Origin of the sequence: Nocardioides sp. NPDC087217 (assembly GCF_044744805.1) — a bacterium.
Classification (GTDB): Bacteria; Actinomycetota; Actinomycetes; order Propionibacteriales; family Nocardioidaceae; genus Nocardioides.
Genome location: NZ_JBIUZB010000001.1, coordinates 723,582 through 742,668 on the forward strand (window position 1 = coordinate 723,582; position 19,087 = coordinate 742,668).

General features: G+C 69.0%; 22 protein-coding genes and 1 tRNA gene. 14 read left to right on the top strand and 9 right to left on the bottom strand.

Translation table 11 applies throughout. From position 1 onward, the window contains the following. Genes cysT through ACIO3S_RS03650 form a run of 3 tightly spaced genes read left to right on the top strand, consistent with a single transcriptional unit; the run spans position 1 to position 2,660 of the window. Positions 1-840 (top strand): sulfate ABC transporter permease subunit CysT, encoded by an 840-nt coding sequence (gene cysT / locus ACIO3S_RS03640; protein ID WP_400459538.1) that lies wholly within the window; start codon positions 1-3, stop codon positions 838-840. Further along, on the top strand, positions 833-1,675 hold the full coding sequence (locus tag ACIO3S_RS03645; RefSeq protein ID WP_350713439.1) for a sulfate ABC transporter permease subunit: 843 nt from the start codon (positions 833-835) through the stop codon (positions 1,673-1,675). Before cysT ends, ACIO3S_RS03645 begins: the two co-directional genes overlap by 8 nt. Positions 1,676-1,688: 13 nt before the next feature. Next, on the top strand, positions 1,689-2,660 hold the full coding sequence (locus ACIO3S_RS03650; protein ID WP_400459543.1) for a sulfate/molybdate ABC transporter ATP-binding protein: 972 nt from the start codon (positions 1,689-1,691) through the stop codon (positions 2,658-2,660). A gap of 104 nt (positions 2,661-2,764) precedes the next feature. On the opposite strand, the gene ACIO3S_RS03655 is transcribed toward ACIO3S_RS03650, so the two are convergent. From ACIO3S_RS03655 to ACIO3S_RS03665, 3 genes are read right to left on the bottom strand one after another with little or no spacing between them, the layout of a single operon-like run. After that, complete coding sequence (locus ACIO3S_RS03655) at positions 2,765-3,223, bottom strand: Rrf2 family transcriptional regulator (protein ID WP_160025663.1); 459 nt, start codon at positions 3,221-3,223, stop codon at positions 2,765-2,767. 39 nt (positions 3,224-3,262) lie between these two features. Further along, entirely contained in the window at positions 3,263-3,757 is a 495-nt protein-coding gene (locus ACIO3S_RS03660; protein WP_400459546.1) for an SRPBCC domain-containing protein, read from the bottom strand. A 4-nt stretch (positions 3,758-3,761) separates the two neighbouring features. Beyond that, on the bottom strand, positions 3,762-4,253 hold the full coding sequence (locus ACIO3S_RS03665; protein WP_160025658.1) for a YajQ family cyclic di-GMP-binding protein: 492 nt from the start codon (positions 4,251-4,253) through the stop codon (positions 3,762-3,764). 152 nt (positions 4,254-4,405) lie between these two features. On the opposite strand from ACIO3S_RS03665, the gene ACIO3S_RS03670 reads away from it, so the two are divergent. Continuing rightward, positions 4,406-4,487, top strand: a tRNA-Tyr gene (locus tag ACIO3S_RS03670). Between the two features lie 107 nt (positions 4,488-4,594). Beyond that, on the top strand, positions 4,595-5,299 hold the full coding sequence (locus tag ACIO3S_RS03675) for a PPOX class F420-dependent oxidoreductase (RefSeq protein WP_400459549.1): 705 nt from the start codon (positions 4,595-4,597) through the stop codon (positions 5,297-5,299). Positions 5,300-5,305: 6 nt separating this feature from the next. Here the strand turns inward: ACIO3S_RS03675 and ACIO3S_RS03680 are convergent, their stop codons facing one another. Continuing rightward, the gene (locus ACIO3S_RS03680; protein WP_400459552.1) at positions 5,306-6,184 is read right to left on the bottom strand and encodes a helix-turn-helix domain-containing protein; all 879 of its coding nucleotides are present in this window, start codon (positions 6,182-6,184) and stop codon (positions 5,306-5,308) included. A gap of 140 nt (positions 6,185-6,324) precedes the next feature. Here ACIO3S_RS03680 and ACIO3S_RS03685 point away from each other — a divergent pair, with 140 nt between their 5' ends. After that, positions 6,325-7,251, top strand: coding sequence for an alpha/beta hydrolase (locus ACIO3S_RS03685; protein ID WP_400459555.1), 927 nt, complete (start codon positions 6,325-6,327; stop codon positions 7,249-7,251). A 6-nt stretch (positions 7,252-7,257) separates the two neighbouring features. Here ACIO3S_RS03685 and ACIO3S_RS03690 read toward each other — a convergent pair whose 3' ends face one another. After that, positions 7,258-8,031, bottom strand: a complete 774-nt coding sequence (locus tag ACIO3S_RS03690; protein WP_400459558.1) for a carbonic anhydrase family protein — start codon at positions 8,029-8,031, stop codon at positions 7,258-7,260. A gap of 120 nt (positions 8,032-8,151) precedes the next feature. On the opposite strand from ACIO3S_RS03690, the gene ACIO3S_RS03695 reads away from it, so the two are divergent. Beyond that, entirely contained in the window at positions 8,152-8,526 is a 375-nt protein-coding gene (locus ACIO3S_RS03695) for a VOC family protein (protein ID WP_350713428.1), read from the top strand. 13 nt (positions 8,527-8,539) lie between these two features. On the opposite strand, the gene ACIO3S_RS03700 is transcribed toward ACIO3S_RS03695, so the two are convergent. Further along, positions 8,540-9,307 (bottom strand): IclR family transcriptional regulator, encoded by a 768-nt coding sequence (locus ACIO3S_RS03700; RefSeq protein ID WP_160025653.1) that lies wholly within the window; start codon positions 9,305-9,307, stop codon positions 8,540-8,542. A 164-nt stretch (positions 9,308-9,471) separates the two neighbouring features. Here ACIO3S_RS03700 and aceB point away from each other — a divergent pair, with 164 nt between their 5' ends. The 7 genes from aceB (at position 9,472) to ACIO3S_RS03735 (ending at position 16,094) form a co-directional block, all read left to right on the top strand. After that, positions 9,472-11,061 carry a malate synthase A gene (gene aceB / locus ACIO3S_RS03705; RefSeq protein WP_400459562.1) on the top strand — a complete coding sequence of 530 codons (1,590 nt, stop codon included), beginning with the start codon at positions 9,472-9,474 and terminating at the stop codon, positions 11,059-11,061. Further along, entirely contained in the window at positions 11,058-12,314 is a 1,257-nt protein-coding gene (locus ACIO3S_RS03710; RefSeq protein ID WP_400459565.1) for a DUF6986 family protein, read from the top strand. Before aceB ends, ACIO3S_RS03710 begins: the two co-directional genes overlap by 4 nt. A 41-nt stretch (positions 12,315-12,355) precedes the next feature. Next, a complete protein-coding gene (locus ACIO3S_RS03715) occupies positions 12,356-12,823 on the top strand; it encodes a helix-turn-helix domain-containing protein (RefSeq protein WP_160025650.1) in 468 nt (155 codons plus the stop codon). 100 nt (positions 12,824-12,923) lie between these two features. Then, positions 12,924-13,430, top strand: a complete 507-nt coding sequence (gene uraD, locus ACIO3S_RS03720; RefSeq protein ID WP_400459568.1) for a 2-oxo-4-hydroxy-4-carboxy-5-ureidoimidazoline decarboxylase — start codon at positions 12,924-12,926, stop codon at positions 13,428-13,430. Then, positions 13,427-13,765: a hydroxyisourate hydrolase gene (uraH, locus tag ACIO3S_RS03725; protein WP_350836729.1), complete on the top strand. Its 339-nt coding sequence runs from the start codon at positions 13,427-13,429 to the stop codon at positions 13,763-13,765. The genes uraD and uraH overlap by 4 nt, the downstream gene beginning before the upstream one ends. Before the next feature lies 1 nt (position 13,766). Further along, a complete protein-coding gene (gene pucL / locus ACIO3S_RS03730) occupies positions 13,767-14,672 on the top strand; it encodes a factor-independent urate hydroxylase (protein WP_400459572.1) in 906 nt (301 codons plus the stop codon). A 9-nt stretch (positions 14,673-14,681) separates the two neighbouring features. Beyond that, a complete protein-coding gene (locus tag ACIO3S_RS03735; RefSeq protein WP_400459575.1) occupies positions 14,682-16,094 on the top strand; it encodes a nucleobase:cation symporter-2 family protein in 1,413 nt (470 codons plus the stop codon). A 204-nt stretch (positions 16,095-16,298) separates the two neighbouring features. Here the strand turns inward: ACIO3S_RS03735 and ACIO3S_RS03740 are convergent, their stop codons facing one another. From ACIO3S_RS03740 to xdhC, 3 genes are all read right to left on the bottom strand, one after another. Beyond that, positions 16,299-16,796: a hypothetical protein gene (locus ACIO3S_RS03740; RefSeq protein WP_400459578.1), complete on the bottom strand. Its 498-nt coding sequence runs from the start codon at positions 16,794-16,796 to the stop codon at positions 16,299-16,301. Positions 16,797-16,949: 153 nt separating this feature from the next. Continuing rightward, on the bottom strand, positions 16,950-18,251 hold the full coding sequence (locus tag ACIO3S_RS03745; protein WP_400459581.1) for a guanine deaminase: 1,302 nt from the start codon (positions 18,249-18,251) through the stop codon (positions 16,950-16,952). A gap of 8 nt (positions 18,252-18,259) precedes the next feature. Continuing rightward, on the bottom strand, positions 18,260-19,087 hold the full coding sequence (xdhC, locus tag ACIO3S_RS03750; RefSeq protein ID WP_400459583.1) for a xanthine dehydrogenase accessory protein XdhC: 828 nt from the start codon (positions 19,085-19,087) through the stop codon (positions 18,260-18,262).

A 19,087-nucleotide genomic window follows, 5' to 3' on the forward strand; every position in this document is an offset into this window, starting at 1 on the left:
ATGACGACAACCATCCCTACGGCCCGGCCGGCTGCCCGTCGCAGCCGGCCGGGCAACACTCTGACAAGGACCAGCGGCATCGGGCTCGGTATCACGATGCTCTGGTTCAGCCTGCTCGTCCTCATCCCGCTGGTGGCGGTGATCATCACCGCCTCCAGCGGCGGCTGGTCCGCCTTCGCGGACCAGCTCGCCAACGAGCAGACCGCGTCGGCGATCCTGCTGACGATCCGTGCGGCCATCGTGGTCACCCTGATCAACGTCGTCATCGGCACCGTGATCGCCTGGGTCCTGGTCCGCGACAAGTTCTGGGGCAAGGGCCTGCTCGAGGTCATCATCGACATCCCGTTCGCACTGCCGACGATCGTCGCGGGCCTCGTGCTGCTCTCCCTCTACGGCGCCGAGTCGCCCCTCGGCCTGCACTGGGCGAACACGTCGACCTCGGTCTACCTCGCCCTCGCCTTCGTGACGCTGCCCTTCGTCGTACGCATGGTGCAGCCCGTCCTCGAGGAGCTCGACACCGACGTGGAGGAGGCCGCTGCCTCCCTGGGGGCCTCCCGGTTCACCACGTTCTGGCGGATCATCCTGCCGTCGCTGGCCCCGGCCATCGCGGCGGGCGCGGCGCTCTCCTTCGCGCGCGGGATGGGGGAGTACGGCTCCCTGGTCCTGCTCTCGGGCAACCTGCCGTTCAAGTCCGAGGTCGCCTCGGTGCGGATCCTGTCCGCGATCGAGAACGACAACCCGGAGGGCGCGGCGGCGATCGCGGCGTTGCTGCTGGGCGTCTCCCTTCTCGTCATCGTGATCCTCGACCTGGTCCAGAGGAGGATGGTCCGCCGTGGCTGAGACCCGTCGTGCTCCCCGCACCCCACTGACGTACGTCCTTCGCGTCATCGTCATCGCCTACCTCGGGCTCCTGGTGGCCTGGCCGGTGGTCCTGGTCGCCTGGAACGCCTTCTACGTGCCCGACATCGGGTTCACGACCGAGGCGTTCACCGCGATCTTCAACGACCCGCAGATGATGCACGCGATCCAGCTGACCTGCGTGGCCGCAGTGGTCGCGACGCTGATCAACCTGCTCTTCGGCGTCTCGATCTCGCTGCTGCTGGTGCGTACCGAATTTCCTGGCAAGCGCATCCTGAGCGCGATGATCGACCTGCCGTTGTCGGTCTCGCCGATCGTCGTCGGCCTGGCGCTAGTGCTGGTCTACGGCGGCCGCGACGGCTGGTTCGGGCCGACGCTCGAGTCGGCCGGTATCCAGATCATCTTCTCGACGCCGGGCATCATCATGGCGACCGCGTTCGTCTCGCTGCCGCTGGTGATCCGCGAGGTCATCCCGGTGCTGGAGGAGATCGGCACCGAGCAGGAGCAGGCCGCCGCGTCGCTCGGCGCGAGCAGCTGGCAGACGTTCTGGCGGATCACGCTCCCGGGCATCAAGTGGGCCGTCATCTACGGCGTCGTGCTCACCCTGGCCCGCTCGCTCGGCGAGTTCGGCGCGGTCAAGGTCGTCTCCGGCAACGTGCTCGGCCAGACCCGCACCGCCACCCTCGCGGTCGAGGAGAAGTACCTCAACTTCGACCAGCAGGGCGCGTACGCCGTCGCCTTCCTCCTCGCCAGCGTCTCGGTCATCTGCATCCTCATCGTCTTCGTGCTGCGCGCCCGCGGTGCGCGCGTGCGGTGAAAGGACACATCCCATGAGCATCGAAGTAAGTGGTGTCAACAAGCGTTACGGCGACTTCGTCGCCCTGGAGGACATCAACCTGACCATCCCGACCGGGCAGCTGACCGCCCTGCTCGGGCCCTCCGGCGGCGGAAAGACCACGCTGCTGCGGGTCATCGCCGGGCTGGAGACACCCGACACCGGATCGGTCGTGATCGAGGGCAAGGACGCGACGTCACTGCCGGTCCAGAAGCGCAACGTCGGTTTCGTCTTCCAGCACTACGCCGCGTTCAAGCACCTCTCGGTCGCCAAGAACGTCGCCTTCGGCCTGGAGATCCGCAAGCGCCCCAAGGCGGAGGTCGCCAAGAAGGTCGAGGAGCTGCTCGAGCTCGTCCACCTCTCGCAGTTCGCCAACCGGCTGCCCTCGCAGCTCTCCGGCGGCCAGCGGCAGCGGATGGCACTGGCCCGGGCCCTGGCGATCGAGCCGTCCGTGCTGCTGCTCGACGAGCCGTTCGGCGCCCTGGACGCGAAGGTACGCAAGGAGCTGCGTGACTGGCTGCGACGGCTCCACGACGAGGTGCACGTGACTACCGTCTTCGTGACCCACGACCAGGAGGAGGCCCTCGAGGTCGCCGACGAGATCGTGGTCGTCAACCAGGGTGGCATCGAGCAGATCGGCACCCCTGAGCAGCTCTACGACGAGCCCGCCAACGACTTCGTGATGTCGTTCCTCGGCGACGTCACCACCCTGGGCGGGTCTTTGATCCGGCCCCATGATGTCGAGGTCACCCCCTCGCCGATCTCCGAGCACTCGCTCGAGGGCACCGTCTCGCGCGTCCTGCGGATCGGGTTCGAGGTGCGCCTGACGGTCCTCACCGACGACGGTGAGGTCGTGACCGCCGAGCTGACGCGTACGCATGCCCGAGCGCTGCAGCTCGAGGAGGGCGTCAACGTCTTCGTCACGCCGTCGCCGGGGGCTTACACGATGCCGGCGCCGGCGGCGTAGCGGCGGTGACGGGATACCCGGTTAACCGGTAAAACTGGCACTTCTCTGGTGTTGCAATGCCTGAGAAGTGCAGGGATACCCGGTTAACCGGGTATCCCAACGGCTCAGTGAGGCAGCCAGGCCTCGTCGCGCGCGGTGCGGGTGGTGACCTCGTCGGGCAGCTCGCGGGAGGCGAGCTCGGCGATGGAGACCTTCTCGAAGACCTCGCGCAGCGAGTCGCGGGCGGCGATCCACACGTGCTGGAGGACGTCGGCGCGCTCGTTGTAGGTGACCCCCTCGGGGCGCAGCCCGTAGACCGAGACCAGCGGACCGTCGACGGCGCGGATCACGTCGGCGACGGAGACGTCCTCGGCCTTCCGGGCCAGACGCCAGCCGCCTGACTGGCCGCGCTGTGAGATGACCACGCCGGCCTTGCGGAGGTCGGCGAGGATCGCCTGCAGGAACCCGTGAGGGATCTCCTGGGCGCGGCCGAGCTCCTCGGCGCTGACAGCTTTTCCGTCCTCGCGCGCGGCCATCTCGATGAGGGCGCGGAGGGCGTAGTCGGACTTGGCAGATACTCGCACGGCCACATTCTTGCAGATGAATGCAGAATTTCGCTCAATCTAGTGGTCAAGTCCACTTTCATTCACGAGCGTCTCGGATCGCACCTTGAGTGCCGCGGCATGCCGCCGGAACCCGTCGGCAACTCGCTCGGGCCCGGCCAGCCCGACCAGCGGACCGGAGAACTCCTCGACCGTCTCGTAACGCGTCGGCCCGCCGGGCCGCTGGGTCAGCCGCTGGTGACGTACGCCCCGCACCAGGCCGAGCCGCGCCGGCCAGCCCTCATAGACATAGGCCAGGTACGCAGCCGCGACCCCGTCCTCGCCGACCATCGGTGGCTCGAGCGCCGAGATCCGCTCCGGCGAGCGCGAGCGGCCGCCGTTCGCCCAGGTCACATGCAGCACGATCGGGTTGCCGACCGCCGCCGGCTGCGCGGTCTCGGCCCAGACGACGAACGGGTTCCATGCGGCGTACGACTCGGTCTCGACCATCACCCGCCACACCACCTCGATCGGAGCGTCGATCTCGACCGAGGCTCGCGGGTGCTCGTAGGCCACGCGCTCAGCGGTAGTTGATGAACTGCACCGCGAAGTCGTAGTCCTGCCCCTTGACCAGCGAGATCACGGTCTGCAGGTCGTCGCGCTTCTTGGAGGAGACGCGGAGCTCGTCGCCCTGGATCTGCGCCTTGACGCCCTTGGGGCCCTCGTCACGGATCAGCTTGGAGATCTTCTTGGCGTCCTCGGAGGAGATGCCCTCCTTGAGGGTGATCGAGATCTTCGACTGCTGCCCGGACTGACGCGGCTCGCTCGCGTCGAGGATCTTCAGCGACTGCTTGCGCTTGATCAGCTTGTCCTGGAAGACCGAGAGCACCGCGCTGGCGCGGTCGTCGGCGGAGGCCGAGATCTCGATCCCCTGCTCGCCGCTCCACTCGATGGTCGCGTTGGTCCCCTTGAAGTCGAACCGCGTCGCGATCTCCCGCGCGGTCTGGCTCAGCGCGTTGTCGACCTCCTGGCGATCGATCTTGCTCACGATGTCGAACGACGAGTCCGCCATGACTCTCTCCTCTAGCTTCTGACCAGGACTGTGCGCCCCGGGAACGTACCTGTCTCACCCTAGGACCTCGTGCCGTTTTCGTACGCCGCCAGCCCCTGCGCTATTGTTTATTGCTGTCGCGATCCCCTTAACCGGGGCGCGCGCACAACCCAGGCAGATTGCCCGAGCGGCCAATGGGAGCGGACTGTAAATCCGTCGGCTTTGCCTTCGAAGGTTCGAATCCTTCATCTGCCACGCCTGGGAGAACACCCCGGTGACCAGCGGAAACGTTGGCCACCGGGGTGTTTCGCTTGTCCGTGCCAGTCGTGACACGACAGAGCCGTTCGGCTACGGTGACCAGCGTGCGCGACAGTCGAGCAGAGATTGTGAGCGACCTGCTCGACCTGCTCCGTTCGGTTGAGCTCGAGACGGTCTGGACCTCGTTCGACACGGGTGTGGACCTGAGGGCAGAGGTCGAGCGCATCGAGTCATCTCTCTCGGACGGAAGCGCGTCGGCGGAGGAGCAACTGGCCCTGCTCTTCGCCCCCACCGGCGCGCTCCAGGAAGTTGCCATGAGCAGCGGCTTTCACGACGAGTACCTGCGCCTGGCCAACAGACACGACAAGTTCGCGACCAGACCAAGGAGCAACATGGCAGTCGAGGCAACTCCAGCCCCCGCTGGGAACGATGAGTTCTGGCGGGAGCGGCGGGTCTGCTTCCTGACCACGAGCCGCCCGGATGGCAGCCCGCATCTCGTCCCGGTGGGGGTGACGTTCGATCCGGAGGCCGGGGTCGCGCGCGTCATCAGCAGCGCGGGCAGCAAGAAGGTCCGCAACGTACGCGCGGCCGGGCCCGACGGCGCCCAGGCGGCGGTCAGTCAGGTGGATGGGCGTCGTTGGTGCACGTTGGAGGGCAGGGCGGTCGTCAAGGACGACGCGGAGTCGGTGGCCGAGGCCGAGCGGCGGTACGCGGAGCGCTACCGGCAGCCCCGGCCCAACCCGGAGCGCGTGGTCATCGAGATCACGGTGACCCGGGTGCTTGGTAACACCCGTCCTTCGGGCTGGTGAGCGCTCTTACGGGGAGCGGACTGTAAATCCGTCGGCTTTGCCGGGGTTCGCATCCCACGAGGTCAGGATGCGAAGGCGGTCGTCCGACGGGCTGCCGGCGGGGGCGGTCAGCACCATCAACCGCTGTCCGGAGCCGTCCGGGCTCTGCCAGGTGTCGCAGTCCAGGGTCAGGTCGCCGACCACGGGGTGGTGGTACTGCTTCGTCCCGAAGCTCGCGGAGTTCACGTGCCGCTCGGCCCACCACGTACGGAAGTCGGCGTCTCGCACGGAGAGCTCGCCGACGAGCACGGCCAGCTCGGGATCGTCGGGGTCTGTGGCAGCCTCCATCCGGAGGGCGGCTACGGCGTCGCGAGCGTCGTGTTCCCAGGTGGCATGCAGGGCGCGCACGATCGGGTGGGTGAACATCAGGCGGATGTAGTTGCGCTCTGGTTCGGGAATCGTCGAGAAGTCGGTGAACAGGGCCGCGGCGGCCCGGTTCCAGTCGAGGACGTGGAGCCTCCGTCCGAGGACCAGCGCCGGCGTATCGACCAGCTGATCGAGGAGTCGGCGCGCGGCGGGCCGGATCTTCTGCACGGTCCGTCGTCTTCTGGGGAGCGCGTCGACCTTGCCCGCGATCTCGTACATGTAAGCCTGCTGGTCCTCGTCCAGCCGAAGTGCGCGAGCCAGCGTCTCCAGAACCGATGCGGACGCCTTCACCCGCCCCTGCTCGAGGCGGGTGTAGTAGTCCACGCTGATCACGGCGAGGGCTGCGACCTCTTCCCGGCGCAGGCCGCGTACCTTCCGGTGATTTCCCAGGTCAGGCAGGCCTACCTGACCTGGGGTCAGGCGCGCTCGGCAGGCTTTTAGGAACGCTCCGAGCTCATTGGGCACCGCTGGATTGCTCATACGTCAATTGTGGCCTCGGGGGACGAAGCCTGGGAGGGAAGGAACGTTCCCAGGCAAGAGCTCGCCGCTTTTGCGCTCCTTCGAAGCGGTGGAAGTTGGGGTGTGCCGGATGGACCGGCCCAGCAAGAAGGAGAGAACTCGTGGTCACCAAGTTGGACGTCACTTTCGACAGCGCGGGGATTCAGATCGCCGCCCACCTCTATGTCCCCGCCGGCGCCAGCGACGCGCCTGCCATCGTCGTCGGTCACCCGGGGACGGGAGTCAAAGAACAGGCGTCGGGACTGTACGCCGCACGGCTGGCCGAGCAGGGCTTCGTCACCGTCGCCTATGACGCCGCGTACCAGGGCGCGAGCGGTGGTCTTCCCCGAGGGCTGGAGGACCCGGCTCAGCGCATCGAGGACATCAAGGCGGCGGTCTCGTTCCTGACCACCCGACCCGAGGTGGACAGCGAGCGCATCGGGGCCCTCGGCATCTGCGCGTCGGGTGGCTACTCGCTGCCGGCGACCGCCGGCGACCACCGGATCAAGGCGCTCGGGACGGTCTGTGCCGTCGATGTCGCTCGCCAGTTCCGGCTCGGTTCCAACGGCACCCAGGATCCGGCCGTGTTCCAGGCGATGCTCGATGGGGCCGCGGCTGCCCGTACGGCCCGCGCCAATGGCGACGATCCCGGGGTCCTGCCGCTCTTCCCCGCAACCGCGGACGAGGCGCGAGCCATGGGCGGCGAGCACGCGGCCGAGGGGTTCGACTACTACTGCACCCCGCGCGCCGAGCACGAGCGGGCCGCCAAGGCGTTCGACTGGACGAGCGTCGACAAGATGGCCACGTTCGACGCCTTTGCGCAGGTGCCGCTTATCGGGCAGCGACCGCTGTTCATGGTGGTCGGCACCCGTGCGGAGACCGCCTGGATGTCGATCGACGCCTTCCAGCGAGCGGTCGGGCCGAAGGAGGTCTTCTGGGTCGAGGGCGCCAGCCACGTCGACCTCTACGACCGGGAGCCCTACGTCGGCGCGGCCGTGGAGAGGCTGGGCGCCTTCTTCACGCAGAACCTCGGCGTTCCGGCCAGCTGATCAGACTCAGAGGAGCCCTCGGTCGCTCAGGACGACGCGGTCGTTGATGTCCTGGACGTCGCGCCGGTTGCCGGTCGGGAACATGGTGCGGAACCGGTCGATCTGGCGGGATGAGGCGGTGATCGGGTCGGTGAGCATGACCCACTGGACGTGCTCGGTGTAGGGCGCGGTCGTCAGGGAGCCGTCGTAGCGGTAGGAGGTGTGCCGGCGGGGTAGGAGGGCGCCGACGTCGATGTGGCCGACGTGGTCGGCGGTCGAGCACTCCGAGACCAGGTGGTCGTAGAGGCGGCCGAGGGTCGGGTTGACGAGGCCCGGGCGGACCCAGACACCGACGACGAGGGTGTGGCCGGATGCGTCCTGGTGCACGAAGTGCATCTCGATCGGGTAGTCCCGGGCGGAGAGCAGATGCTCGCTCGGGGTGTGCCAGTGGAACTGCACCAGGCCGTACGTCACGCCGGCCATCTCGAGCGAGCCGACGCCGGGCGGGAGCTCGGCGCGTACGGTCTCCTCGTCGCCGCGGACGGTGCAGCCGTCGGGCTCGTCGGCGTCCTCGCGGATGTACTTCATCGTGACGGTCGCGTCGTGGGGATAGTGGACGTGCAGAGCGGGTAGGTGCTCATGCTGGGTGTCGCCGCGGTAGATGCGGATGGGGCTCTGGTGCGGTGGGCCGGCGGAGGTCGCGGATGCGGCCGCCGACGAGGACAGAGCGGTCAGCCCCGCGATGGCGGCGGCTCCCTGGAGCAGTGCGCGACGGTTCAGCCCGACGGTGGTGCGCTTCATGGAGATCTCCCGAGATCTACCGGGTCGATGTGACCCGTGGACCGCAATACGTACCACGAATTGCGGTCGGCGGCGTCGTATCCGCGACCTAGAGTCGTCATGACGCGAGAGGAGAATCCGATGAGCGTCCAGCTGAACCACACGATCGTCCACGCCTCCGACCGGGACGCGATGGCGACCCATCTGACCGAGATCCTCGGGCTTCCGGAGGCCCAGGTCTTCGGCCCGTTCCGGGTCGTCGAGCTCACCAACCAGGTCAGCCTCGACGTGGTCGAGGACCAGGACTTCCGGCCGCAGCACTACGCGTTCAAGGTCTCCGAGACCGAGTTCGATGAGATCTTCGGGCGGATCAAGGAGCGCGGCATCACCTACTGGGCCGACCCCTTCCACCGGCGGGAGGGCCAGATCAACCACAACGACGGCGGTCGCGGCGTCTACTGGGAGAGCCCCGACGGACACAACCTCGAGATCATCACGGTGCCGTACGGCGGCTGACCGTCGACGCAGGTCAGGCCAGGTCTGCGGCGAGCTGCTTGCCGGCCTCGGTGAGCAGCGGGACGGCGCGCTCGATGAGCTCGTCGCTCATCCGGCCGGTGGGTCCGCTTATCGACATCGCCAGGCGCGGGGCGTAGTCGGGGACGGCGACGGCGACGCAGCGTACGCCTGCCTCCTGCTCGCCCTCGTCGATGGCGTAGCGGCGCTCGCGGACCTGCTCGAGCTGGTCGAGGTAGTCGTCGCGCGAGGTGATCGTGGTCGAGGTGTAGGGGACCATGTCGGTGCGCCGGAGGATGTCGCGGACCTGGTCGGGAGCCATGTCGGCGAGGATGGCCTTGCCGACGGCGGTGCAGTGCGGGGACACCCGGCGGCCGACCTCGGTGAACATACGCATCGACTGGCGCGACTCGGTGTGGGCGACATAGACGATCTGGTCGCCGTCGAGCATCGCCAGGTTGGCCGACTCGCCGACCTCGTCCACGAGCCGGGTGAGGTGCGGGCGGGCCCAGGTGCTGAGCATGCGCGAGGAGCTCTCGCCGAGCCGGATCAGCTTGGGCCCGAGGACGTACTGCCGGTTGGCCTCCTGGCGGAGGTAGCCCAGGTCGACGAGGGTGCGTACCAGCCGGTGGATGGTCGGCAGCGGCAGGCCGGAGGCGGCGGCGAGCTGGGAGAGCCCCATGGTCCCGCCGGCGTCGGCCATCGTCTCCAGCAGTGCGAAGGCACGCTCGATCGACTGCACGGCCCCGGTGCGGGCCTTCGGCGCCTTCTCGTTCTCGCTCACCTGAGCTCCCCGTTCTATGGGTACTGTCTTCCGGATGACGGAAGTCTAGCCTCGTGTAGAGGAAATCCGGCTGGTTGCGTCCCTTGTCTGGTCGGATTAATATCCGCAATGCGGAAAGAAGAATCCATTCAAAGGAAAACTGAAGCCCTGGGAGGGTGGAGCTCGTGAACATTCAGATCACCGGTGGCGAGGTCGAGCGAGGAGCCGAGATCCTCACCCCCGAGGCCCTCGACTTCGTCGCGGAGCTGCAGCGACGGTTCGGGGCCCGCCGTGACGAGCTCCTGGCCGCCCGCCGCGTGCGCCGCGAGGAGGTCGCCCGCACCGGCCGGCTCGATTTCCTGCCCGAGACGGCCGACGTACGCGCCGGCGACTGGACTGTGGCGCCGGTGCCCGAGGACCTCCAGGACCGCCGCGTCGAGATCACCGGCCCGACGGACCGGAAGATGACGATCAACGCCCTCAACTCCGGGGCGCGGGTCTGGCTGGCCGACATGGAGGACGCCAGCACGCCGCACTGGAACAACGTGGTCGGCGGCCAGGTGAACCTGTACGACGCCGTGCGGCGCCAGATCTCGGCGATGTCCCCGCAGGGCAAGCTCTACGAGCTCAAGGAGGACCAGCGGCTGGCCACGATCGTGATGCGCCCGCGCGGCTGGCACTTCGACGACCTGCACGTCCTGGTCGACGGCAAGCCGGTCGTCGGCGCCCTGGTCGACTTCGGGCTCTACTTCTTCCACAACGCCCACGAGCTCGTGGAGCGTGGCAGCGGGCCGTACTTCTACCTTCCCAAGATGGAGAGCCACCTCGAGGCGCGGCTGTGGAACGACGTGTTCACCTTCGCCCAGGCCGAGCTCGGGATCCCGCACGGCACCGTGCGCGCGACCGTCCTCATCGAGACGATCCCGGCCGCGTTCGAGATGGACGAGATCCTCTACGAGCTGCGCGACCACGCCTCGGGGCTCAACGCCGGCCGGTGGGACTACCTGTTCAGCCTGATCAAGTACTTCCGCGACGCCGGGCCCTCGTTCGTGCTGCCCGACCGGGCGACGGTGGGGATGACCTCGCCGTTCATGCGTGCGTACGCCCAGCTGCTGGTGAAGACCTGCCATCGCCGCAACGCCCACGCGATCGGCGGCATGGCCGCCTTCATCCCGAGCCGCCGGGACCAGGAGGTCAACGCCATCGCCTTCGCCAAGGTCCGGGAGGACAAGGAGCGCGAGGCCGGCGACGGCTTCGACGGCTCCTGGGTGGCCCACCCCGACCTGGTCCCGATCTGCCGCGAGATCTTCGATGGTGTCCTGGGCGACCGGCCGAACCAGGTCGACCGGCAGCGCGACGACGTCTCGGTCGGGGCCGATGACCTGCTCGACGTCGCCTCGGCGGGCGGCACGATCACTCTCGCCGGGCTGCACGACAACGTCGAGGTCTCGCTGGTCTACCTCGACGCCTGGCTGCGCGGCGCCGGTGCGGTCGCGATTCACAACCTGATGGAGGACGCCGCCACGGTCGAGATCTCCCGCTCGCAGATCTGGCAGTGGGTGCACAACGGATCGAAGCTCGACGACGGGACCCAGGTGACCGCAGAGCTCGTACGCCGGGTGCTGGACGAGGAGATGACGAAGCTGCTCGGGGCGGCCGACGGCATCGAGCACCACCTGAAGCAGGCCCGCACCATCTTCGAGGAGGTCGCGCTCGCCGACGACTACGTCGACTTCCTGACCCTGCCCGCCTACGAGCAGGTGGTGGGTGCATGAGCCGTCTCGAGGAGCTCGCTGCCCGGCTCGACCGCGCGCTGGCCGGCGCCGACGCGGCGCTGGCCGCCAGCTATCCGGGGGACCGTGGCGTACGTCAGCCGGTGCACACCGTCTACGTCCCGGGCGACCGCTACGACGAGAAGACCGTCTCGGAGTGGTCGGCCGAGTCCGGTCGGGTGCTGGCTGAGCATGCGGGTTCGGCTGCAGACGTCGCAGACTCCTTCGAGCTGGAGCCCGGTTTGGCGGAGGAGATCTACGACCGGGTGACGGCCAAGCTGGCCGCCGAGCCGATCGAGGACCTGCGGATCGACTTCGAGGACGGCTACGGCGCTCGGCCCGACGCGGACGAGGATGCCGCGGTGGTGGCGGCCGCCCGGGCTCTCGCCGCCACCGTCCGTGACGGCTCGGCGACGCCGTTCCACGGCATCCGGATCAAGTCGTTCGAGGCTCCGACGCGGCGCCGCGGGCTGCGTACGCTCGACCTCTTCCTCGGCGAACTCGTCCGCGAGGGCGGCCTGGGCGACGGCTTCGTCATCACGCTGCCCAAGGTGACCTCCGTCGAGCAGGTGACCGCGATGGTCACCGCGCTGTCCGCGCTCGAGACCGCCCACGGGATCGAGGCCGGGAGCCTGCGGTTCGAGATCCAGGTCGAGACGCCGCAGGCGATCCTCGGCTCCGACGGCACGGCACTGATCGCGCGGATGATCGCCGCCGGCGCCGGCCGGGTCACCGGCCTGCACTACGGGACGTACGACTACTCCGCCTCGCTCGGGGTCGCGGCCGCTTTCCAGAGCATGGAGCACCCGGTCGCAGACCATGCCAAGGACGTGATGCAGGTGGCCGCCGCCGGCACCGGTGTCTTCGTCTCGGACGGCTCGACCAACGTGCTCCCGGTCGGCGACCCGGAGGCCGTACGCGCCGCCTGGCGGCTCCACTCCCGACTGGTGAGTCGGTCGCTGGCCCGCGGGATCTACCAGGGCTGGGACCTGCATCCGGCCCAGCTCCCCAGCCGCTACATCGCGACGTACGCGTTCTTCCGAGACGGGCTCGAGGTCGCCTCGGCTCGGCTGCGCGCGTACGTCCATGGCGGCGACTCCAGCTATCTCGACGAGCCCGCCACCGCTGCCGCGCTCGCCGCGTTCGTGCTGCGTGGCGTGGAGTGCGGTGCTGTCGCGGCCGACGAGGTCGAGGCGCTCGCGGGGATCGACCAGGCCAAGCTGGCCGAGCTGGCTCGCCGGCGGATCACCGCCTGAGCATCCCGATCGCATGGCGGCAGGCTGGGTAGCCTGCCGCCATGCGCGTCGAAGCCGAGTTCACCACCGAACCGTTCCGTGGCGAGGGCGAGCCTCCCGAGCACGCCACGGCGGCGCTCGCGGCCGCCCGCGAGGCCGGCCTGGAATGTGACTTCGGGCCGCTGGGCACGTCGGTGCGCGGCGAGCGGGACGCGGTGCTGGCCACGCTGGCTTCGGTGGTGGCCGCGGGCCTGGACCACGGCGCCGATCAGATCACCTTCCAGGTACGGGTCGAAGGACACAGCGCGCCGCGGCGTACGGCGAGCGGGTTGGATGCGCTGCTCGCCGAGGTTGCCGAGAGCCTCGGTGGCGACCTGGCGGCCTTGGACCGCCAGGGGAAGCAGCGCGCCGTGCGGCTGCTGGAGGAGCGCGGCGCCTTCGACTATCGCAAGAGCGCCGAGATCGTGGCGGCCGCGCTCGGCGTCACCCGGTTCACGGTCTACAACTACCTGAACCGCGAACGGGAGTAGTCCCCAGACTTTTCAACAAACTGTTGACTGTGATGAGCGACACATGCAATCGTTGTTGCTGTACGGAAATTAGTTTCCGCATAGCGAGAGAGAACGGTTCATGGATCTCCAGAGCTTCAACACCTCACCGGCGGACGTCGTACGGCCCGTGCTGCGGGCCTGCTGCGACGCTCCGAGCTGGGTCGCCGCCGTCCTGGCCGGACGTCCCTATGCCGCAGAGGCCGACCTCTTCCGGGCCGCCGACGAGGCGGCCCGACGGTTCACCGCGGCCGACGTCGACCAGGCGCTGGCCGCCCACCCCAGGATCGGGGAGCGCGCCGAGGGCGAGCACCCCGAGGCCGCCTGGTCGCGACGCGAGCAGGCCGCGGTCGGCACCGACCAGGCCACGGCAGAGGCCCTCGCCGAAGGCAACCGGGCCTACGAGGAGCGCTTCGGCCGGGTCTTCCTGATCTGCGCCTCGGGCCTCTCGGCAGACCAGGTGCTCGGCGCCCTCCGCGAGAGACTGGGGCACGAGCACGACGAGGAGGCGGCTGTGGTCGCCGACGAGCTGCGCCGGATCGCGCTGCTCCGCCTCGAGCGGGTCCTGTCGGCCGAGGTGTCGGCATGACCAGTGCCATCACCACCCACGTACTCGACACCGCGCTCGGCCGACCGGCCGCCGGTGTCCCGGTCCGGCTCAGCCGGATCGATGCCAACGAGTCATCCGTCGTACTCGCCGACGCCGTCACCGACGACGACGGCCGGGTGACCGACCTGGGACCCGATCAGGTCCCGGCCGGCACCTATCAGCTCCGGTTCGGCACCGCCGCCTACTACGCGGCGACCGGTCAGGAGTGCTTCTACCCGCAGGTCTCCGTCACCTTCGCGGTCACCGACCGGCGGCACCACCACGTGCCACTTCTGCTGAGCCCGTTCGCCTACTCCACCTACCGAGGGAGCTGACATGCCCATTCGTCTTGGACCCAACCAGTACGGCAAGGCCGAGAACCGCGTCGTACGCATCTACCGCGACACTCCTCGCCACCAGATCCGTGACCTCAACGTCTCCACCGCGCTACGCGGCAGCTTCGACGACGCCCACACCACCGGCGACCAGCAGGACGTACTGCCGACAGACACCCAGAAGAACACCGTCTTCGCCTACGCGAAGAAGATCGGCGTCGCCTCGATCGAGGAGTTCGCGCTGGCTCTCGCCGACCGCTACCTCGAGGCCTGCCCGGCCGCCGAGGGGGCGCGGGTCGAGATCGATGAGTACGCCTGGGATCGGATCGAGGTCGACGGGGCGGGTCACGACCACTCCTTCGTCCGCTCGGGTGGTGGCGTACGGACCGCTGTGGTGAACGTCGACGGTCGCGGGTCGGATCGGGTGGCGCACGTCGTCTCCGGCATCAAGGACCTGGTCGTGCTCAAGTCGACCGGCTCGGAGTTCCACGGCTTCCTCAAGGACGAGTACACGACCCTGCAGGAGACCACCGACCGGATCCTGGCGACCTCGCTCGTCGCCCGCTGGCGCTATTCCACCACCGAGGTGGACTGGGACAAGTCGTACGACTCGATCCGGGCGCTGCTGCTGCAGCGGTTCGCGGAGATCCACAGTCTTGCGCTGCAGCAGACCCTCCACGGGATGGGCACGTCGGTGCTCGAGCAGCACGGTGACGTCGCCGAGATCAAGTTCTCCGCGCCCAACAAGCACCACTTCCTCTCCGATCTCTCGCCGTTCGGCCTGGACAACCCCGGCGAGGTCTTCTTCGCCGCGGACCGGCCCTACGGCCTGATCGAAGCCTCGGTCGTACGCGACGAGGCGCCAGACGCCGGCAACGCCTGGCACGCCATCCCCGGATTCTGCTGAGGCCCGGCCATGTTAGGTCGCAGGAGGCAGGCCACCGCGCCGATCACGACCCGACCTGAGGACGAGCGGCATCCGCCGGGCCAGCTCCTCGCCTACGGCACGCAGCACATCCTGACGATGTACGGCGGCGTGATCGCGCCGCCGCTCATCGTCGGGGGTGCCGCGGGTCTCTCGGGCACGGACCTCGCGCTGCTGGTGACAGCGGGGCTCTTCGTCTCGGGCTTCGCCACGCTGCTCCAGACACTGGGTCTCGGGCCCTTCGGCAGCCGGCTGCCGATCGTGCAGGGCATCTCGTTCGCCAGCGTGTCGACGATGGTCACCATCGCCAGCGAGGACGGGCTGCGCCCCGTCTTCGGCGCGATCATCGTCGCCGGCCTGATCGGGCTGGTGCTCTCCTCGTTCTTCGCTCAGCTGGTCAGGCTGTTCCCGGCGGTCGTCACCGGCACGATCATCACGGTCATCGGGCTCTCGCTGATGCCGGTGGCGTTCCGCTGGGCGATGGGCAACGACGCCTCCGCGCCGGACTACGGCTCGATGACCAACATCGCGTACGCCGGGCTGACGCTGCTCATCATCCTGGTGATCAGCCGGGTGTTCCAGGGTGCGATCTCCCGGCTCTCGATCCTCATCGGGCTGGTCATCGGGACCTTGGTCGCGGTGATCGCGGGACAGGCGGACTTCTCCTCCGTGGGCAAGGCCGACGTGGTCGCGCTGCCGCCGCTGCTGCACTTCGGCAGCCCGACCTTCGAGGTCGGCGCGATCGTCTCGATGACGATCGTCGTCCTGGTGATCATGACCGAGACGACCGCCGACATCCTGGCGATCGGCGAGATCGTGGAGACCGACGTGGACGCTCGACGGGTCGCTCGCGGTCTCCGCGCTGACATGGCCGCCACCACGGTCGCCCCGCTGTTCGGCACCTTCCCGTGCAGCGCGTTCGCCCAGAACGTCGGCCTCGTGGCTTTGACCGGCATCCGGAGTCGGTACGTCGTCGCCACCGGCGGTCTCGTCCTGCTGCTCCTCGGTCTGCTGCCGGTGGTCGGCGCGGTGGTGGCGGCGATCCCGTACCCCGTGCTCGGCGGCGCCGGCATCGTGCTCTTCGGCTCCGTCGCGGCCTCCGGGATCCGCACGCTGTCCCGCGTCGACTACGAGGACAACCTCAACATGGTGATCGTCTCCGTAGCTCTCGCCGTCGGGATCCTGCCGATCGCCGCACCGACCTTCTGGGACGCCTTCCCGGAGTGGCTGGGGGTCATCATGCACTCCGGCATCAGCGCCACCGCCCTGGTCGCCGTCGTGCTCAACCTGCTGTTCAACGAGATCACCGTCGGCAACCGCTCCGGCGCCTCGGTCTTCGCCGCCTCCCAGGACTCTCGCGAGGGCTTCGGGGACCGGCTCGACGACGACATCGACCGGTCGTGACCGGCTGAGGAGTGGCGTACGTCGGGCCTGTCGAGTCGGCTCGTCCTCACCCGAAATCATGCCGAGTCGGCTCGTTATGACGAGCCGACTCGGCGCGATTTCGCGTCATGATGCGCCGGCTCGACCTTGGGAAGAAAGGCGGCGAGCTGACGTCTCACGCCGCCCCGGACACGCGTGTTGTACGTGTTGTCGGCATCGGGCTGTTCAGCCTTGCGCACGAGCGACCGACCCGAACGGCGGCACCGTGTCGTTGGGCCGAGACCTGATCGTCTTCCCTGTCGACAACCGGACCGTCGCCAGCCGCTCGAGCGGAGCGTCGGCTGGAAGTTTGCCGATCGGGAACCAGACCTCGTGAGTCTCGTCAGGTCGGATCCTCACCGGCAGCGCGAAGCGGGACAGATCGAGCTCACGGACAGGATCAGTCGCGAGCCAGACATGGGTGACTTCCACGTCACGGGTCGATCGGTTGACGATCTTCACATGGAGGTTCGCGCCTGCTGTCGCACCGTCAACGGGGAAGTCGACCGGGAGGAAGCCACTCGCCGGCGGGTCGACGAGGCTCTCCTCCGGCTCGAGCCAACGCGCGCGATGCGCCCTGACCTGGACCCGTCGCCACCGGATGGTGGCAGCCAGCGTCGTCAGACCCGAGCCGACGGCGGCGCCGACGACTGCCGAGACGATCGCAACGAACAGGTCCGACACCCTGGAGATGGTACGCAGCCGGGACGTTCCAGATCGGTGAACCGGTCTTTCGAACGTGTCGAGACGTCACTCCCGCCGGCCGAGTTGGCAGCGAGGTGACCACTCGACCGACCGGGGTGACGTCTCGGTCGTCCGGGGTGACGGCTCGGCGTTCTAACCCACGAGGTGGGGGTCGGGGGCGTTGACGAGCTCGCCTTCGATCCAGACGCTGCGTACGTCGGCGGGGGTGCCGAGGGCGAACATCTTGGCAAGGGCGTCGCCGGCATCCGCGGCGTGGGTGAGGCCGACGTCGAGGGGTGTGCTCGCGGCCGGCTTGATCCACTGGGCGTCGAAGCGGCGGCCTACGGAGAAGTCGCCGACCGAGGCCCCGAGGCCGAGGGCTTCGGCTCCCGCGACCGTGGCGAGGTGGAGGAGGTGGGTGGGGGTCAAGGGGTGGCCAGCCTCGCCGAGGAGCTGCTGGGCGACGTACGCACTCAGGCCCTCCTTGAGCAGGGAGAACCCGGTGCCGGCGCCGACGTCGGAGCCCATCGCGACGCGTACGCCGTGGGCTCGGTGGCGGGCGAGCGGGAAGAGACCGCTGCCGAGGGCGGCGTTGCTGGAGGGGCAGTGCGCGACGGCGGCACCGCGGGCGGCCAACAGAGCGAGCTCGGGGTCGGTCGGGTGCACGTTGTGCGCCAGGACGGTGCCGGGGCCGACCAGGCCGTGCCGGTCGTAGGAGGTCACGTAGTCGCAGCCGAAAAGCGCCTCGACGGTCTCGATCTCGCGGGTGTTCTCGTTGACGTGGGAGGTCAGCATCGCGCCCGGCACGGCACGGAGGACGTCGGCGCAGGCCGCCAGCAGCGGGTCAGAGCACGACAGCGAGAACCGCGGCGTCACGGCGTAGCGGGCGCGGCCGACGCCGTGCCAGCGGGCCGCGAGCGCGAGAGACTCCTCGCGGGCCCGGTCCGGGTCGGTGAACAGGTCCTCGCGGATGAGCCGGTCGCTGACCACGAGGCCGCTGGTGATCCGCAGCCCGACGCGGGCGGCCTCGGCGAAGACGGTGTCGACCGCGGGCGCGAAGTGGCTGCCGAAGACGAGTGCCGTGGTGGTGCCGGCACCGACCAGGCCGCGGACGAAGTCGCCGGCCACGCCCTCGGCGTAGGCCGGGTCGGCCAGGCGCGCCTCCTCGGGGAGGGCAGTCTGGTCGAGCCAGTCGAGCAGCGGCATGCCGAGTCCGCCGATGACGCGTACCTGCGGGAAGTGCACGTGGGTGTCGACGAATCCGGGCAGCACGAAGCCGCCGGAGAGGTCGACGACCTCCTCCTGGGGGTGCTGGCCGCGAAGGTCGGCGAAGGACCCTCGGGCGCGGATCACGCCGTCGCGCACGAGCAGCGCGCCGTCCTGCTCGGTGCGGAGCCGGCCGCCGGTGAAGGGGTCGTCGGGAGTGTCGAGGAAGGTTCCTCGATAGAGCGTCATGCGGGATGTCACCTTGCTTGTTGTTCGGTCTGCGCGGGGTCGCCCGCGAAGAGTTGCAGCAGCCGGGCTGCGACGCTGACAGCGATCGTGGCCGGCTCCTTGCCGCCGAGATCGGGAAGTCCGATGGGTGTGGTGATGCGGTCGATCGCCTCGGGGGCGTGGCCCTCGTCGGCGAGCTTGGCCCGGAACCGGCTCCACTTGGCGCTCGAGCCGATCAGCCCGATCGACGCCAGCTGTCCGGCGCGCAGAGCCGCGTCGCAAAGCGCGGCGTCCTCGGCGTGGTCGTGGGTCATGACCAGGACATGGGTGCCCTCGGGCAGCTCGCCGATGACGAGCTCGGGCAGCACCGGCACCTGGTGGACATGGATGCCGGCGACGGCGTCGTCCAGCCCCCGCAGCTGCTCCGGCTCGAGCTGGGCGGTGCGGGAGTCGACCAGGTGCAGCTCGAGATCGTGGCGGGCCAGGATGCGCGCCAGCTCGAGCCCGACGTGTCCCATCCCGAAGATGGCCACGGACGGTACGACGGGCAGCGGCTCGAGCAGCAGCTCGACCTCACCACCACAGCACTGCACGCCGTGCTGATAGGGCGCCTTGTCGGAGAGCGACACCTTCAGGCTCTCCGGCACCGCGAGGCCCTCGGTCAGCATCGCGCGGGCGCGCTCGATCGCGACCGCCTCCAGGTTGCCACCACCGACGGTGGCCCAGGTGCGCTCGGCCGAGACGACCATCTTCGCCCCGGCCTCGCGCGGCGAGTGGCCGCGTACGGACGTCAGGGTCACGAGTACGCCGGGCAACCGCCGCTCGCGCAGCCGCTGGACGGCCTTCAGCCACTCCAT

Coding starts and splice junctions, on each gene's coding strand:
- cysT (WP_400459538.1), top strand. CDS start 1: ATGACGACAACCATCCCTACGGCCCGGCCGGCTGCCCGTCGCAGCCGG.
- ACIO3S_RS03715 (WP_160025650.1), top strand. CDS start 12,356: ATGCGCGTCGAAGCCGAGTTCACCACCGAACCGTTCCGTGGCGAGGGC.
- uraH (WP_350836729.1), top strand. CDS start 13,427: ATGACCAGTGCCATCACCACCCACGTACTCGACACCGCGCTCGGCCGA.
- uraD (WP_400459568.1), top strand. CDS start 12,924: ATGGATCTCCAGAGCTTCAACACCTCACCGGCGGACGTCGTACGGCCC.
- ACIO3S_RS03695 (WP_350713428.1), top strand. CDS start 8,152: ATGAGCGTCCAGCTGAACCACACGATCGTCCACGCCTCCGACCGGGAC.
- ACIO3S_RS03745 (WP_400459581.1), bottom strand. CDS start 18,251: ATGACGCTCTATCGAGGAACCTTCCTCGACACTCCCGACGACCCCTTC.
- ACIO3S_RS03665 (WP_160025658.1), bottom strand. CDS start 4,253: ATGGCGGACTCGTCGTTCGACATCGTGAGCAAGATCGATCGCCAGGAG.
- ACIO3S_RS03680 (WP_400459552.1), bottom strand. CDS start 6,184: ATGAGCAATCCAGCGGTGCCCAATGAGCTCGGAGCGTTCCTAAAAGCC.
- ACIO3S_RS03650 (WP_400459543.1), top strand. CDS start 1,689: ATGAGCATCGAAGTAAGTGGTGTCAACAAGCGTTACGGCGACTTCGTC.
- pucL (WP_400459572.1), top strand. CDS start 13,767: ATGCCCATTCGTCTTGGACCCAACCAGTACGGCAAGGCCGAGAACCGC.
- ACIO3S_RS03710 (WP_400459565.1), top strand. CDS start 11,058: ATGAGCCGTCTCGAGGAGCTCGCTGCCCGGCTCGACCGCGCGCTGGCC.
- ACIO3S_RS03690 (WP_400459558.1), bottom strand. CDS start 8,031: ATGAAGCGCACCACCGTCGGGCTGAACCGTCGCGCACTGCTCCAGGGA.
- ACIO3S_RS03735 (WP_400459575.1), top strand. CDS start 14,682: ATGTTAGGTCGCAGGAGGCAGGCCACCGCGCCGATCACGACCCGACCT.
- xdhC (WP_400459583.1), bottom strand. CDS start 19,087: ATGGAGTGGCTGAAGGCCGTCCAGCGGCTGCGCGAGCGGCGGTTGCCC.